Raw genomic sequence first — 13,766 nt, 5'->3', positions numbered from 1 at the left:
CACGTCCGGGTGATCCGGAATGAAGCCTCGTTCGCGGACACCCGGACGCCCCCTCCCTTCAAATGTACTGTTCAAACCGGTGGCAGAATCGTGCGCGACTATGCTAGGTCTAGGGGTATGGCCCAGGCAAACCCCAATATCGGCGAAAAACGCCCCGTGATTAAGCAGCTCGATGATGCCGCAATCAACCGCATCGCGGCTGGTGAGGTGGTGGAACGACCGGCCTCGGCGGTCAAGGAACTGGTCGAGAACGCAATCGATGCAGGGGCCACCCGGATTGCCATCGATGTTGCCGATGGTGGCAAGACCCTGATCCGTGTCACGGATGATGGGTGCGGTATCTCGGCGGAAGATCTTCCGCTGGCCTTGTCCCGCCATGCCACGTCAAAGATTGACGGGTCGGACCTGCTGAACATCCACACTTTCGGCTTTCGGGGCGAGGCTCTGCCGTCCTTAGGGGCCGTCGGGCGTCTGACCATAACCAGCCGCGTTCCCGGCGCGGATGCGGCGCAGGTGCACGTCGCGGGTGGCAAGATGGATGCGGTCAAACCCGCCGCCCTGCGCACGGGGACTGTGGTCGAACTGCGCGATCTGTTCTACGCCACACCGGCCCGCCTGAAATTCATGCGCACCGACCGGGCCGAGGGGCAGGCAATCACCGACATAGTGAAACGGCTGGCCATGGCCGAACCTTCCGTGACATTTACCTTGCGAGATGTGTCCGGTGGCGGAGAGGGTCGCGTGACTTTTCGCGCGGATCGCGAGAACGGAGATCTGTTTGATGCGCTCCACGCCCGACTGGCCCGCGTGATCGGGCGCGAATTTGCAGAAAACTCCTTGCAGATTGATGCCACACGTGAAGGCATCCGTCTTTACGGCTACGCCGCTCTGCCAACCTATTCGCGGGGCGCAGCCGTGGCACAGTACCTTTTCGTCAACGGACGCCCCGTGCGCGACAAGATGCTGACCGGCGCGCTGCGGGCGGCTTATTTCGATTTCCTGAGCCGCGACCGCCACCCGGCTGCGGCTTTGTTCATCGACTGCGACCCCACGCTGGTTGACGTGAACGTCCACCCTGCCAAATCCGAGGTCCGGTTCCGAGATCCCGGTATTGCGCGGGGGCTGATCGTTTCCAGCCTGCGCCATGCTTTGGCGGAAGCCGGGCACAGGGCATCCTCGACCGTTGCGAATGCGACGCTGGGCGCAATGCGGCCGGAACCGGCACAGCCGGCACCTGCGCGGGTTTATCAGATGGATCGCCCGTCGCCTGCCGCGCGCACGGCGGCGTTTCGTCCGCAGGCTCCGGGATTTGCCGAACTGGCCAACGACTACAGTGGCAGCATTGTCGAGCCGAATCCGATTGCACAGGTCGCCGAGATTCAGGAGCAGCCTCAGGCGAAGGATCTGCCGCTTGGTGCAGCCCGCGGACAGGTGCATGAGAATTACATCATTGCTCAGACCGCCGATGGCATGGTGATCGTAGATCAACATGCTGCACATGAACGGCTGGTTTATGAAAAGCTGAAAACGCAGATGGCCGAGAATGGCGTCGCGGCGCAGGCCCTGCTGATTCCGGAAATCGTGGAATTGTCCGAAGGGGATTGCGCCCGCCTGATGGCCGTCGCAGATGATTTGACGCGCTTTGGCTTAACCATCGAACCCTTCGGTGGAAGCGCCATTGCCGTACGCGAAACCCCTGCCATTCTGGGCGAAGTCGATGCGAGGGCGATGATCCTCGATATCCTGGATGAACTCGCGGATCAGGGTGAAAGTCAGATGGTGCAGTCAAGGATCGAGGCGATCCTCAGCCGTGTGGCCTGCCATGGGTCGATCCGATCCGGTCGTCGGATGCGCGCCGAAGAAATGAATGCCCTGCTGCGCGAGATGGAGGCGACGCCGCATTCCGGCCAGTGCAACCATGGGCGACCAACCTATGTGGAACTTAAACTCAGCGATATCGAACGCCTGTTCGGGCGCAGTTGATCTGGTTTCAAACATGGCTTAACAAGATAGAAACAAAACGAGAACAACCTGAGCCCCATGATCCAGATTGCAGGCACTGAGATGGCGTTGAATGATCCCGTGATACTGACCGTGGGTGGCGTGGTAGCGTTGATTCTGCTGCTGCTGTTCCTGTCGTTGCGGGCGGCCAACCGCTCGGCCCGGATGGCGGAACCTCTGGCGCGGCAGATGGCGCATCTGGGTCAGCACGTCCAGCAACTGGGCCAGGGACAGGAACAGTTGCGCGGCGGCCTTCAGCATGTCTCGGACACTCAGGCCAACGCGCAGATGCAGGTGATTCAGACGGTCGAGGCGCGTTTGGCTTCGGTCCAGCAACAGATGAATGACCGGCTGGCGGATAATGCAATGAAATCGGCGCGTGCGCTGGCCGAGATGCAGGAACGGATGAAAGAGACGTTGCATGGCTCGTCGAAACAGACGGCGACCTCGCTGACCCAATTGCAGGAACGTCTGGCCGCCATCGACAAGGCGCAGGACAATATAACCAAACTGTCGGGCGATGTGCTGTCTTTGCAGGATATCCTGTCGAACAAACAGAGGCGCGGGATGTTCGGGGAAATCCAGCTGAACGATATCGTGTCCAAGGCGCTGCCCGCTGACAGTTATTCGCTGCAGGCCACATTGTCGAACGGCAGGCGGGCGGATTGCCTGATTCACCTGCCGAACCCGCCGGGACCGATCGTGATCGACGCAAAATTCCCTTTGGAGGATTTCGAGGCGCTGGCCGCTGCGCAGACGAAGGCGGATGTGGATAGATGCCTTCGGGCCTTCGGCGCAGCGGTGAAAGTGCATATCAATGCGATTTCCGAGAAGTACATCCTGGATGGGGAAACCGCGGACGGTGCTTTGATGTTCGTGCCGTCCGAAGCGATTTATGCCGAGCTGCACGCCCGTCTTCCCGACGTTGTACGCGAGGGGTTCGCCGCGCGGGTCTGGATCGTGTCCCCGACCACGTGCATGGCCACGCTGAATACCATGCGGGCGATCCTGAAAGATGCGCGTATGCGCGAACAGGCCGGTGCAATACGCAAAGAGTTGGGGCTGCTGCATAAGGATGTGGACCGCCTGGGTGATCGCGTCTCGAACCTGGATCGTCATTTCGGGCAGGCGGCCAAGGATATCTCAGAGATCAAGATCAGCGCCGAAAAGGCAGGCCGCCGTGCGCAGCGTCTGGACAATTTCGATTTTGAAGAAATCGAGACGAAGGCCGAAACTGACGTTGTGCCCCTTGCGAGACACGAAGGTTGAAATCTATTGGATGGACAGGTCCAGATTGTACCCTACGGTTTTACCGGTGTCCCTGTCATTACCCATCAGATAGACGCGGATCGTATAGTCTCCATCTTCGGGCAGATTGATCCGGGCGGTGTTGCCGTCGATCGATCCGTTATAGATCGCGACACCGTCGCTGCCTGGCGGCAGGATGTTGAAATAGATCACGCCGTTACCATTGGTATCGCTGACCTGAAGATCGGCAAACATCTCCTGCCCGGTTTTGGCGCCAAGCGTATAGTCGAAGTACTTATCTCCTGAGATGGTCCCACTGACCATGGTTCCATAATTGCCGGGCTGAAACTGAACCTCGGCCGACATTTGGGCCGAGACGACGGGCGCGACTGCAACGAGAAGGACGGATACAAGAAGTCTTCCGAACATGATCATTCCTTTCAAAACACGCCTTGCGCGGGGATCGCAGGCAACTTTAGATACGCAGGAAGGGCTGGAACAGGCGCGGCATCAGCTTGTTGAACTTCAACGGTGCATCCGTAACCGCCAGACAAATGCAATCTTCCGAAATGTCCGCCAAAGGTGTGTGTTCCACATCCTCGTCTGCGATCTCGACGTCGCCACGGGCGAAGTGATCCACTTCGTCCGAGAAAGCGCCCTGAAGCACCATCGTCAGTTCCATTCCATGATGCCCGTGATCAGGAACGGCAGCACCGGCTGGAATGAGCAGCAAGCGGGCCGTCGCATCCTTTGTCGTCGGCAGGATGGCTTGCTTTACGCCCATGCCGACGGGTCTCCAGCGGATATCAGAGACAGTCCCGCCGACATAGTCCTGCAAGGGCGCCGGCAACACTGGGCAATTCGGACGCACAGGTTTCGCCGCTGGTGCGCCTTTAGCGATTAACGCCATTGTCGCGGCCAGAGATGTATCACTCATGGCGATGGATTCTGTCTGTTCCTCCAGAACATGCCCACCTACGGCGTCGTAACTTCCGGCCCGCGCACGGCAATGGTCGCACAGTGACAGATGCGTCGCGACCATCAGGTCGAAGGCTTCGGGCAGACTTCCTGCGGCATATGCCATCAACAGGTCATCTGTCAGGTGATGTTTGATCGACTTACTCATGTTACCCATCTCAGTTCATCGCATGGCGCAAGCGGTCCAGCGCCAGCCTAATTCGTGATTTGATCGTTCCCAGCGGCAAGCCGGTCTGTGACGCGATTTCCCGATGGCTCAGATCACCGAAATACGCCTTTTCGATCAGTTCTCTCTGCGCGTCCGGCAACGCTGTCAAAGCGGTGCGCAGCTGCGCGGTTTCCTGTTGCAGCGCGATGACATCGTCCTGCTCAGGCTCGGCCTCGGGACCCCACCACAGATCTTCGGGTTCGGGACGGCGTTGCTTGCGCAGAACGTCAATGCGCTTGTTCCGAGCGATGGTGAACACCCAGGTGGCCACCGTTGCCCGCGTTGGGTCGAACAGATGGGACTTGCGCCATAAGGTCGCCATCACCTCTTGGGCGCACTCTTCCGCCATCGCGGCGTCTGACCCTGACTTCATCAGGAACGCCTTGATGCGCGGCGCGAAATGCTGGAACAGCTCGGCAAATGCCGCCTGATCCTGCTCGTCGCGGATGCGCCTGACGTGATCCACCCATTCGGTTCTGGTCTCGCGCCTGCCGTTGGTTCCGTTCACCCGTCCACCCTTGATGCGTTTCTTTTCGCGCCGAGGCTGAAGGGCGGCCGGTTGAGCCGCAGGTTCGTCCAAGGTCACGGTATCGATCTCGGTAAACATAACCTCAATACGGCGCGTTACCCAAGCCGGATCACTTTATAGGGACATTATGATCCAATTTGTGCAAATTTCCGTATCAAGGTTATCGGCATCTGAAGAAATTCAGTGCAGTTAAGGGTGTTTACGAGAAGGCCGGAAAGCAACGGATGACGCAGGAAATAGACCTTATCGCGGGCCACACCTACCACGGGCGCAAGGGCGCGATCGAAAACGCGTTTCGTTACTCGGTCGACTACATTCTGCTGGATCCCGAAGCAGCACAGAACACGCCCTTGCTGTTTTCGGTTGATCGCGCGAATGTCACGAACTGGCGCACCAGAGATCATGGAGGAGAGCCAGGTCGGGGCGAAGGCGCGCTTTGGCTGCGTGCGCGGTTTGATGAGATGTCGGTACAACAACCGGCGCGCTTCGAGTTGCTGACCCAACCCCGCGTTTTTGGGCACGTCTTCAATCCCGTCAGTTTTTGGTTCTGTTTTGACGACAGTGACCATCTTTATGCCGTGGTCGCCGAAGTCACCAATACTTATGGCACCCGCCATAGCTACCTGTGTCACAAACCCGATTTCTCGGCCATCGAACCGACTGACAGGGTGGTGGCGGACAAGCTGATGCATGTCTCACCGTTTCAGAAGATCGAAGGCAGTTATACGTTCCGCTTTGACTATCGCCCGGATCGGGTCGGCGTCTGGATCGACTATGGCCGCGCTGGTGGTGGGCTGATCGCGACGCTGACCGGACCGCGGCAGCCCCTGACCAACCGGGTGATCCTGTGGTCCTTGCTGCGGCGACCATTTGGCGCCCGGAGAACCTTTGCACTGATCGTCTGGCAGGCTTTCAGGCTGTGGTTGAAAAAAGCAACCTTTCGCCCGTTTCGCAGGCAACCGGTACCGGACCAGCCGGTTTCACGGGCGCGGCACTAGGGCCGTTGTTTGCGTAAGATCAAAGACTCGGGTGGTGTTCGGTGATTGTGATGGCATGACAACCGCGAACACGAGGAACATGATCCATGTTGGAAATATCGGCAAGAAAGGTCGCTCAGATAGCCATGATGGGGCGCGAGCTAAACCGGGCAGAAGGTGAAATGCGCGCCTTTATCGAACGTATGAGCGAAGACGAGCAAGCCGAACTGGTTGCCATCATGTGGATCGGCCGCGAGAGTTTTTTCGCCGAAGATCTGGCCGAAGCGATTGCCACTGCCAAGGCTGAGGCCTCAACCCCCTGCGCCGAATACCTGATCGGTACTCCGCACATGTCCGATCATCTTGAGAATGGTTTGGATGCGCTGGGGATATCGGCCGAGGACGTCGAAAATGATCTGATGTAGACGGCACCCAAGGTCATGAAGCAATCTAAACCGATAGTTCGCCCCTAGACCAAGCCACCGGCGTTCAAGAAATGGCATATGCTCTCAAATTGAGTTAGTTTACAACCTACGAACAGGGTGGGTTTTGGATTTAGGGGCAGGAACTTGCGACGTATGACACGGCTTTTCGGGTTCTTTGTCTCGATTTTTTTGGGGATTGCGAGCGTCCGACCTGTGGAGGCATGCAGCATCTGTCTAACTTTGCCGGAGTTTACGCTTGCTGACCGCATACTATCGGCGAACGTAGTTATTCTGGCACGGCCAGCGTTTGATAACGCTTTTAAGTATCAGCCTGTTACCATTATCAAAGGAACTCAGGGAAAGCTTTCGTCGCTACCAGATATTCCCTTTCTCATTGATAGCGCAACACGCGCGGCATTTCGATCAGATACTGAGGCCCGCGTTTTGCTGATATACGGCACCGACGACATCGATGCCGCCGGTCGCGGGTTTTCGCGGAGCTGGAAAAAGGTTTTTCGGATTACTCCGGAACGGGCTCGGTTTTTGGACGCACTTCAGACCAACGGGCAAAACTGGATTCTGGGTGAAACGAAAGACATCGAACGAGTGACTTTCTTTGGCAGCTTTCTCACACATTCCGACCGGATATTGCGTGATACGGCGATGGTCGAGATCAGTCGTGCACCATACGAGTTAGTTCGTGCCGCTGGACTGGCTGTACCACCGGAGCAGCTGTTACAGGAAGTTCAGACATTACAGCGGTTCAACTATGCGCCGGTATCGATCAGGCTACTCGGGTTACAATCGGACGCAACTGCGGTTTCTATTGTTCGGTCGCGATACAAGGCGCGGCTACAGAACGGTGGGGTGCATCTGGAGGAGTGGGCACTCGCGGGAATTGAAGCGGACAGTTCAGAAGCCCTTGCCAGGATCGAGGCAGCTCTTACTCAAGCGACTTTGTCATTTGACGAAAAAAGCAGCCTGATCCGAGCCCTGTCTGATGCGGGCACGTCGATGCCCGAACATCGTGCTAAAATATTGGAGATCTATGGCCGCGTATTAGATCGTGATACTTCACTGGCTGCGCAAACCGCCATTGCGGTTCGGTATTGGGACTTTTCTCCTTTGCAACACAAGTTCGATGCTCTCCTTTCCGCTGGGAACATCGATCCGGCGACGCGTTTTGCCATTCAGACAGTCTTGCCCACCGAAAGCAGGTAAAGTCGGGTCCGGCAATAGCGCAGGATCTTTAAACGCACGTTAATGTTTTGGAATGGCGTCCTTAACGAATGCCTCCTTTATTTGATGTCAGGAAGACAATGACATCAAGTTCAGGAGGAGAAAGACATGTCACATACACAAACGTTCGCAGGCCGGGGTGGCCTGCTTGACGGTCTGTTTTCAAACTATGCGGATGCAAAGGTTGAGCATTTCCGCCGCCGGATTTTCTCGAAAACCGTGCGGGATCTGGAAAAGCTTGATGACCTGCAACTGGCCGATATCGGCGTCCAGCGGGATCAGATCAAACGATGCGCATATGAGAGTGTTTATAACAACAAGCCTTACCGGCAGTGATAAAGCACTCAGCGTGACCTGAAACCAACTCCCGTGATCCTGTTAGCGAGGTTACCAGTATGTTCGACGTCATACCGCCCACCAATCAATCGGCTCCGGCTGCCAGCGCGCTTTTGCTGTTCGATCGTGCAATGCGAATCCGTTCGATCAGCCCTGATATTGTCCGCGCAGCGCAGCATCTGAATGCAATGACCGATCATCAATTGTCAGAGCTCGGAATCAACCGCAGTGATATCGAAGATACTATCCAGCGGTATATCTAAAGGTCGGGTGAGAGAAACCCGAATGAGTACAACATGCATAAGGAAGAACAATGAAAGCCATTCCAGACTGTCTGGAATGGCTTTTTTTGCATTCAGGCCGTGTGATCGACGATTTGCAGATGCTGGGCCAGCCTGTTGATTTCGCTCATCCACCCCTGCACCAGCTTGGGATCACTGGGGGCCGCGTGAACTCCGGCCGGGATGGCGCGGTTCAATACGGCCTCGACGGCAAGTGAGACCGGAATGGACACCAGACGCGCCATCGCCGTCCCACGCTCATCCCCCCAGGCGTCCATGACATAGGTCTTGTGCCAGACGGGGATACCGTTTTTCTCGGCCTTCAATCCCACGCACAGTACAACGCGATCAGGCTCGCCTTCGTCATAGGCGTTTTCCTCCCAGAACTGGTCCGACATCTCTTTCAGACGGGCATCTCCTTCGGGACCAGACAGGGTTTCGATCTCGGTGAACACATCCGACCACGCGTCGGCCCAGCCGTTCAAGCGCAGGGTGCCGCGGACGAATTCCTTGACTGGCCAGTGATCCTCGAAATGGTATTGCGCCATGAAGGGGATCGAGTCGCGATTCGGATAGACTTCGAAGCTTTCCGGCGCTGGCAGCGGGGCAATGTAGCTGCTGATTGCATCCCACGGGCGGGTTACGTCCAGCGGCGCGTAATCGCGGATCGACTTCGACGGCGACCGCAGTGCTTTCAGCACGCCCAGCGGCGACCAGCTGAACTTGTATCGGAACGGGTTCGGATGTTTGGGAATGCCACCGCAATATGAGATGAAGCTCAGGTGGTTTTTCGGATCGAATGCATCAGAACCGCGGTAGTCGTCGATCAGCGCATGCGCCATCAGGTGATCGATGCCCGGGTCCAGACCGACCTCGTTGACCAGTGCGACACCGGCCTCGCGCGCCTTGTCATCCAGCGCGCGCATCTCGGGCGCGATATACGAGGACGAGACGAAATTGGCTCCTTTCGAAATCGCCAGTTCTGCCAGCGGCACGTGCCAGTCGCCCGGCAGCATCGAGACGATCACATCGCCCTTCTCCAATACAGCGCCGAGCGCGTCGGTGTCGAAGGCGCGGATGTCGTCGGTCAGGTCTCCGACCTCGGCCTTGGCCTTTTCGATGGTCCGGTTCCAGACGGCGACCTTATGGCCGCCTTCGATCAGGCGGCGCAGGCCGGGAATGGCCGAGAGGCCGGTGCCACACCAATGAATGGTCATTAGAAAACTCCTCTGAGGCTGTTCAGCCGAACTTCAATTTCGCGGTCACAATCGCACCGACAAGAAGGATCGATATTACATTGCCGAGGATCAGCGGCCACGCCGAGATCATCAACCCATAGATCAGCCACAAAGTCAGGGTGGTCAGAATCAACAGGTTTGCGGGCAGAGACAAATCCTTGGTCTCGCGGCTGCGCCAGGTTTTCAGGGTCTGCGGCAACCAGCAAATGGTACCCAGAACCGCCGCCGCCCCTCCGATCAGGTGTTCCATGCGTGTGCTCGCCTAAACATGTTTGTTGAACTCGTCCCGCGCGCGACACCAGACACCCTTTTCCAGATCGGTCAGGGTCAGCAGGGACGGCAGAAGCTGCGCCGCGTAGTCTTCCGAGCTTTCAACCGGCAGCATAGACGGAAGGTTGTCGATTGCCATCACGTCCATCACCGGGTCGGTGGCCACGCGCAGGGCGGGTGCTTCCCATGTGGTGGCGCGGTCATAGACGGGCACCGGGTTGTAGTCGCTGTCCGGGTCGCAGGCCACGTCGCCGATGGCTGTCAGGTTGCGGCGGGCTGTCAGAGCCTGGCGCGGGACAAAGACCGGAGTGCCGGGCCGCGCGAAAATGCAGTTCAGGAACAGATCATGGTCAAGGATTTCTGGGAAAGGTCCACCGCTGGCCGTCTCGGCCATGTCCCATTTGGTGACCGCGACGCCCATCGCCTCACACAGGTCTGCGGCACCGGTGCCCACACGGCCCAAAGCTCCGATGACGATGGCGCGCGGGCGCGCTGCACCGGTGGCGTCAAGCTCTTCCAGAAGTTCCGCGTTCAGCGCATCCTTGCCTGCGTACACACCGACGGGCGGGCATATCCCGCCTCGTTGCTGCGCCGCCCAGGTCTTGAGCGTAACGGCAGCACCCGCATAACCGGCCCAATACCCGAATGCAGCAACCCGGCGACCATCCTCATCCACGAGGTATTCCAGATCATAAAGCGTGCCGCCACCGGCCTTGAACCGCTCCAGCAGCTTGCGGCCCGAATGCTGGCCCTTGTAGGCGTGGCCAAACATGATGTGGCGGTGGGGCAGGGGTGTACCGTCTTCGGGCAGTTCCTTGAGGCCGAAGATAATCGCGTCCAGCGGGGCATCGGACCAGGAATTCTCGGGCGCGATCTCGCAGCCAGCGTCCTTGTAGCCGTCCAGTGGGATGGCGCGGGCATGGCTTTCCTCGACCGTCACGCGGATGCCAGCCGCGATCAGCGCGGCGGCACCTTCCGGTGTCAGCCCAACCCGTTCTTCGTTCGGGCGCTGTTCTGCCCGGACCCAGAGATGTGTCATCTTACTTCCTTTTGTCAGAGCATTCCGGCGGCACGCACCGCCTGAACCGAGGGACGTGCCTCCATCGCCTCACGGAAGGCGACGATTTTGGAAAAGGCCGAAACGTCGACTCCGTCGCCTTCCAGCCAGCTGCACACCACGAACAGGTAAGCATCGGCCAGCGAGAACGCCTCGCCCAGCACAAATGGTCCACGCAGCCCGTTCAACGAGATGTAAGTGCAGGATTCGGTCATCGTTTGCGCGACCTTGTCTTTCATGTCCTTCCAGCTGGATTTCTTGTCGGCCCAGCGGTGCCCGCGCAACTTGTGCGCATGATTCACATGCATGGTCGAGGCAAGGTAGAACATCACTTCGCGCATCCGCGCGGCCATCACCGGATCGGGAGGCACCAGCCCTGCTTCGGGGGCCTTGGCGGCAACAAACTCCAGCAAAGCCCCGGTCTCGGTCAGGATGCCTCCATCAACGACCAGCGCCGGAACGCGGCCCTTGGGATTGATCTGTGTGTAGGCCGGTTTCGTCTGCTCGCCCCCGGCGAAGTCGAGCTTGATTGCTTCGTATTCCAGTCCGGCCTCTTCCAGGGCAATCGCAACAGCGACCGAGATGGTACGGGGTGCATAGTAGAGCTGCATCAGGCGTCTCCGGTCTGGTTACAGGTGGGTCTGCGCGAACTGTCGGTCAGGGGCTTCCAAATGCGGTACGGCATTGAAAAGAACCGGGCTCAGTTGAGCGCCAATCGGGTGCAGACGATGCATTGACGTGTTCATGATGGCAAGGGCCACCCGTGCCATTGACGGGATATCCAACCCCATCGCCTGACGCACCACCATCGAAATTAACCCGCCTGAGGTCACGACAATGGCCGATCCGCCCTCGGTTCCGATCTCGTGCAGCGCGTCGCGCACGCGCGTCTCGAATTCTACGAAAGTTTCCGGCGGGTTCTCAATTTCGCCATTGGCCCAGGCCGCAAACGTTTTGGGCAGATGTTCGACAAAACCTTCGCGGTCCGTGGGGATCGCGACACCGTGTTGGTCCTCGAACAATTGCGCCAGCGTGAAATACTCGATCTCGTTCAGTCGTGCGTCGCGGATTGGATTGGGCAAGTCCATACTGGCCGCTGTCTCGGCGTGGCGGGTCAGGGTGCCGCAATAGACCCGGGTATAATGGCTGCGGGTATCACGCAGATGCGCCCCCAGCCAGCGGGCCTGCTGATGCCCCAAGTCGCTGAGCCTGTCGTAACTTACCTCGTCCCGTGCTGTTGTGTTTGCCTGCCCGTGACGCACCAATGTGATATGTGACATGTCGGTCCCTCTTGCGCCGAAGTCTTAGGGCAGGTTCCCCTCCGGTGCCAGAGGGGTTTCATGTCCGTTGAAAAAAACCTCGCCCCTTTTCTGTTTCTGGCTATGGTTCGCCCCGTACAAGTCTTCGGAGGGGTTTATGACCGTCGATCACACGCGTTTTCTGACTGACCTGCATAAGTTGCGTGAATTCGGTGCCTCGGGTGTGGGCAAGGGGGTTGTCCGCCCCGCCTATTCGGACGCGGATATCGCCGCGCGCCAGTGGCTTGCCGGACGTATGCGCGAAGCAGACCTGACCCCGCAGTTTGACCCGGTTGGCAACCTGTTCGGATTGGCGACCGGCCCCTCGCTGCTTTTGGGATCACATTCTGACAGTCAACCTGAAGGCGGCTGGCTTGACGGTGCGCTGGGCGTCATTGCCGCGCTGGATATCGCACGTTCCAGCGACCGGCCCGTTTCGGTTGTCAGCTTTCAGGACGAAGAGGGGCGGTTTGGTGTGACCACTGGCTCGGCCGTCTGGTCGGGCGGGTTACCTCTGGAAAAAGCCGATGTGTTGACGGATGGGGCCGGTGTCAGCTTTGGCCAGGCCCGATCATCCATGGCAGACCTGGCGCAAGGTTTCGTGGACCCGTCCCGTTTCACTGGCTTCATAGAGATGCATATCGAACAGGGCCCCTCGCTGGACGCGTCTGGAGGCCAGATTGGCGTGGTCACCGATATCGTTGGCATCCGCGATATGTCGATCACCTTTCAAGGTCAGCAGAATCACGCCGGCACCACCCCCATGCACCTGCGTCGTGACGCATTTCAGGCCCTGTCCCTGTTCAACACCCGGCTCAATGAGCGGTTTCGCAATGTTGTCACCCCGCAGACTGTCTGGACTATCGGGCGAGTCGACCTGCATCCAAACGCATCGTCCATCGTGCCGGGACGGGTTCGATTCTCGATGCAATGGCGCGATGGTGATGCAGACCGTTTGGCCCGGATGGAGGAGATCATTCGAGCGACAGTTCATGAGACGGCCGAGGAACTGGGACTGAATTTGGACTACGACCCGATGCTGGGGCTGGAACCCGTCGCCATGGATCAAACCTTGCGCCGCGCACTCGAAAACGGTGCGGAGCGGGTCGCTCCGAATAGGTGGCGCAGAATGCCGTCAGGGGCCTTGCACGATGCCACCAACGTTTCTCGATTGATGCCGGTCGCGATGGTGTTCGTGCCCTCGATCGGCGGAATCAGCCATGACTTTGCCGAAGATACGGCAGAGGCCGATTTGATTGCGGGGCTCGAAGTTCTGGATCATGCCGTGCGGACACTCTCCACTTGAGCGTCACTTTGCAAAATACTGCCGAAGAAGATGTTGCATCAGCGGAGAAGTCCCTCTTCTTGGCTTTTGGCAAGATGAATGGATTTTTACCCGGTGAAAACGAGGGCTGTTGCCTAACGGAAAAAAGTTTCCTATAGGAACATTCATGGTGCATGCGTCTGTATACCGCCTCTTCTTCGGATCGGTGTTTCACTAAAAACCGGGTGGAATCATTGCATTCTATGCGGCTTGGGGCAGACTGACTGTCATGCATTTTGACCTTTAAATAATCGGAAGTTGGCCGGATCATGACGTCACCGAAACGCACGCCCTTGTATGACCTTCACGTTGCTTTGGGTGGTAAGATGGTTGATTTTGCTGGGTGGGAGATGCCTG

General features: G+C 58.2%; 16 protein-coding genes. 8 read left to right on the top strand and 8 right to left on the bottom strand.

Annotation, left to right across the window (positions count from 1 at the left end; all coding sequences use genetic code 11):
* Positions 1-117 precede the first annotated feature (117 nt).
* Entirely contained in the window at positions 118-1,983 is a 1,866-nt protein-coding gene (mutL, locus tag AC2FEB_RS16110; protein ID WP_496674685.1) for a DNA mismatch repair endonuclease MutL, read from the top strand.
* 57 nt (positions 1,984-2,040) lie between these two features.
* Positions 2,041-3,270, top strand: coding sequence for a DNA recombination protein RmuC (locus tag AC2FEB_RS16105; protein WP_299639981.1), 1,230 nt, complete (start codon positions 2,041-2,043; stop codon positions 3,268-3,270).
* Positions 3,271-3,273: 3 nt separating this feature from the next.
* Here the strand turns inward: AC2FEB_RS16105 and AC2FEB_RS16100 are convergent, their stop codons facing one another.
* Genes AC2FEB_RS16100 through AC2FEB_RS16090 form a run of 3 tightly spaced genes read right to left on the bottom strand, consistent with a single transcriptional unit; the run spans position 3,274 to position 5,042 of the window.
* On the bottom strand, positions 3,274-3,678 hold the full coding sequence (locus AC2FEB_RS16100; RefSeq protein WP_496674687.1) for a hypothetical protein: 405 nt from the start codon (positions 3,676-3,678) through the stop codon (positions 3,274-3,276).
* 46 nt (positions 3,679-3,724) lie between these two features.
* Positions 3,725-4,375 carry a ChrR family anti-sigma-E factor gene (locus tag AC2FEB_RS16095; protein WP_496674689.1) on the bottom strand — a complete coding sequence of 217 codons (651 nt, stop codon included), beginning with the start codon at positions 4,373-4,375 and terminating at the stop codon, positions 3,725-3,727.
* 10 nt (positions 4,376-4,385) lie between these two features.
* Positions 4,386-5,042 carry a sigma-70 family RNA polymerase sigma factor gene (locus tag AC2FEB_RS16090; RefSeq protein WP_117871868.1) on the bottom strand — a complete coding sequence of 219 codons (657 nt, stop codon included), beginning with the start codon at positions 5,040-5,042 and terminating at the stop codon, positions 4,386-4,388.
* A gap of 146 nt (positions 5,043-5,188) precedes the next feature.
* Here AC2FEB_RS16090 and AC2FEB_RS16085 point away from each other — a divergent pair, with 146 nt between their 5' ends.
* From AC2FEB_RS16085 to AC2FEB_RS16065, 5 genes are all read left to right on the top strand, one after another.
* Entirely contained in the window at positions 5,189-5,962 is a 774-nt protein-coding gene (locus tag AC2FEB_RS16085) for a DUF1365 domain-containing protein (RefSeq protein ID WP_496674691.1), read from the top strand.
* Positions 5,963-6,048: 86 nt separating this feature from the next.
* Complete coding sequence (locus AC2FEB_RS16080; RefSeq protein ID WP_496884212.1) at positions 6,049-6,366, top strand: DUF3775 domain-containing protein; 318 nt, start codon at positions 6,049-6,051, stop codon at positions 6,364-6,366.
* Between the two features lie 153 nt (positions 6,367-6,519).
* Complete coding sequence (locus tag AC2FEB_RS16075; protein ID WP_496674693.1) at positions 6,520-7,587, top strand: hypothetical protein; 1,068 nt, start codon at positions 6,520-6,522, stop codon at positions 7,585-7,587.
* Between the two features lie 126 nt (positions 7,588-7,713).
* Positions 7,714-7,941, top strand: coding sequence for a YjiS-like domain-containing protein (locus AC2FEB_RS16070; protein WP_299899449.1), 228 nt, complete (start codon positions 7,714-7,716; stop codon positions 7,939-7,941).
* Positions 7,942-8,000: 59 nt separating this feature from the next.
* Entirely contained in the window at positions 8,001-8,204 is a 204-nt protein-coding gene (locus tag AC2FEB_RS16065) for a DUF1127 domain-containing protein (RefSeq protein WP_117871880.1), read from the top strand.
* Between the two features lie 92 nt (positions 8,205-8,296).
* Here the strand turns inward: AC2FEB_RS16065 and AC2FEB_RS16060 are convergent, their stop codons facing one another.
* The 5 genes from AC2FEB_RS16060 to AC2FEB_RS16040 are packed head-to-tail and all read right to left on the bottom strand — an operon-like array spanning position 8,297 to position 12,067.
* Positions 8,297-9,439 (bottom strand): saccharopine dehydrogenase family protein, encoded by a 1,143-nt coding sequence (locus tag AC2FEB_RS16060; RefSeq protein ID WP_496674696.1) that lies wholly within the window; start codon positions 9,437-9,439, stop codon positions 8,297-8,299.
* Between the two features lie 22 nt (positions 9,440-9,461).
* Positions 9,462-9,710, bottom strand: coding sequence for a SemiSWEET family sugar transporter (locus tag AC2FEB_RS16055; RefSeq protein WP_117871884.1), 249 nt, complete (start codon positions 9,708-9,710; stop codon positions 9,462-9,464).
* A 12-nt stretch (positions 9,711-9,722) separates the two neighbouring features.
* Positions 9,723-10,769, bottom strand: a complete 1,047-nt coding sequence (locus AC2FEB_RS16050; protein ID WP_496674698.1) for a saccharopine dehydrogenase — start codon at positions 10,767-10,769, stop codon at positions 9,723-9,725.
* Between the two features lie 14 nt (positions 10,770-10,783).
* Positions 10,784-11,398, bottom strand: coding sequence for a glutathione S-transferase family protein (locus AC2FEB_RS16045; RefSeq protein WP_496674700.1), 615 nt, complete (start codon positions 11,396-11,398; stop codon positions 10,784-10,786).
* Positions 11,399-11,416: 18 nt separating this feature from the next.
* Positions 11,417-12,067 carry a histidine phosphatase family protein gene (locus AC2FEB_RS16040; protein ID WP_299640004.1) on the bottom strand — a complete coding sequence of 217 codons (651 nt, stop codon included), beginning with the start codon at positions 12,065-12,067 and terminating at the stop codon, positions 11,417-11,419.
* 136 nt (positions 12,068-12,203) lie between these two features.
* Between AC2FEB_RS16040 and AC2FEB_RS16035 the strand changes: the two genes are divergently transcribed.
* Positions 12,204-13,391 (top strand): Zn-dependent hydrolase, encoded by a 1,188-nt coding sequence (locus tag AC2FEB_RS16035; protein ID WP_496674702.1) that lies wholly within the window; start codon positions 12,204-12,206, stop codon positions 13,389-13,391.
* Positions 13,392-13,766 lie beyond the last annotated feature (375 nt).

This window comes from Ruegeria sp. YTSC106, assembly GCF_059609765.1.
Note: the sequence above shows the minus strand (reverse complement) of the source record. Positions and strands in the feature narration are given on the sequence as shown.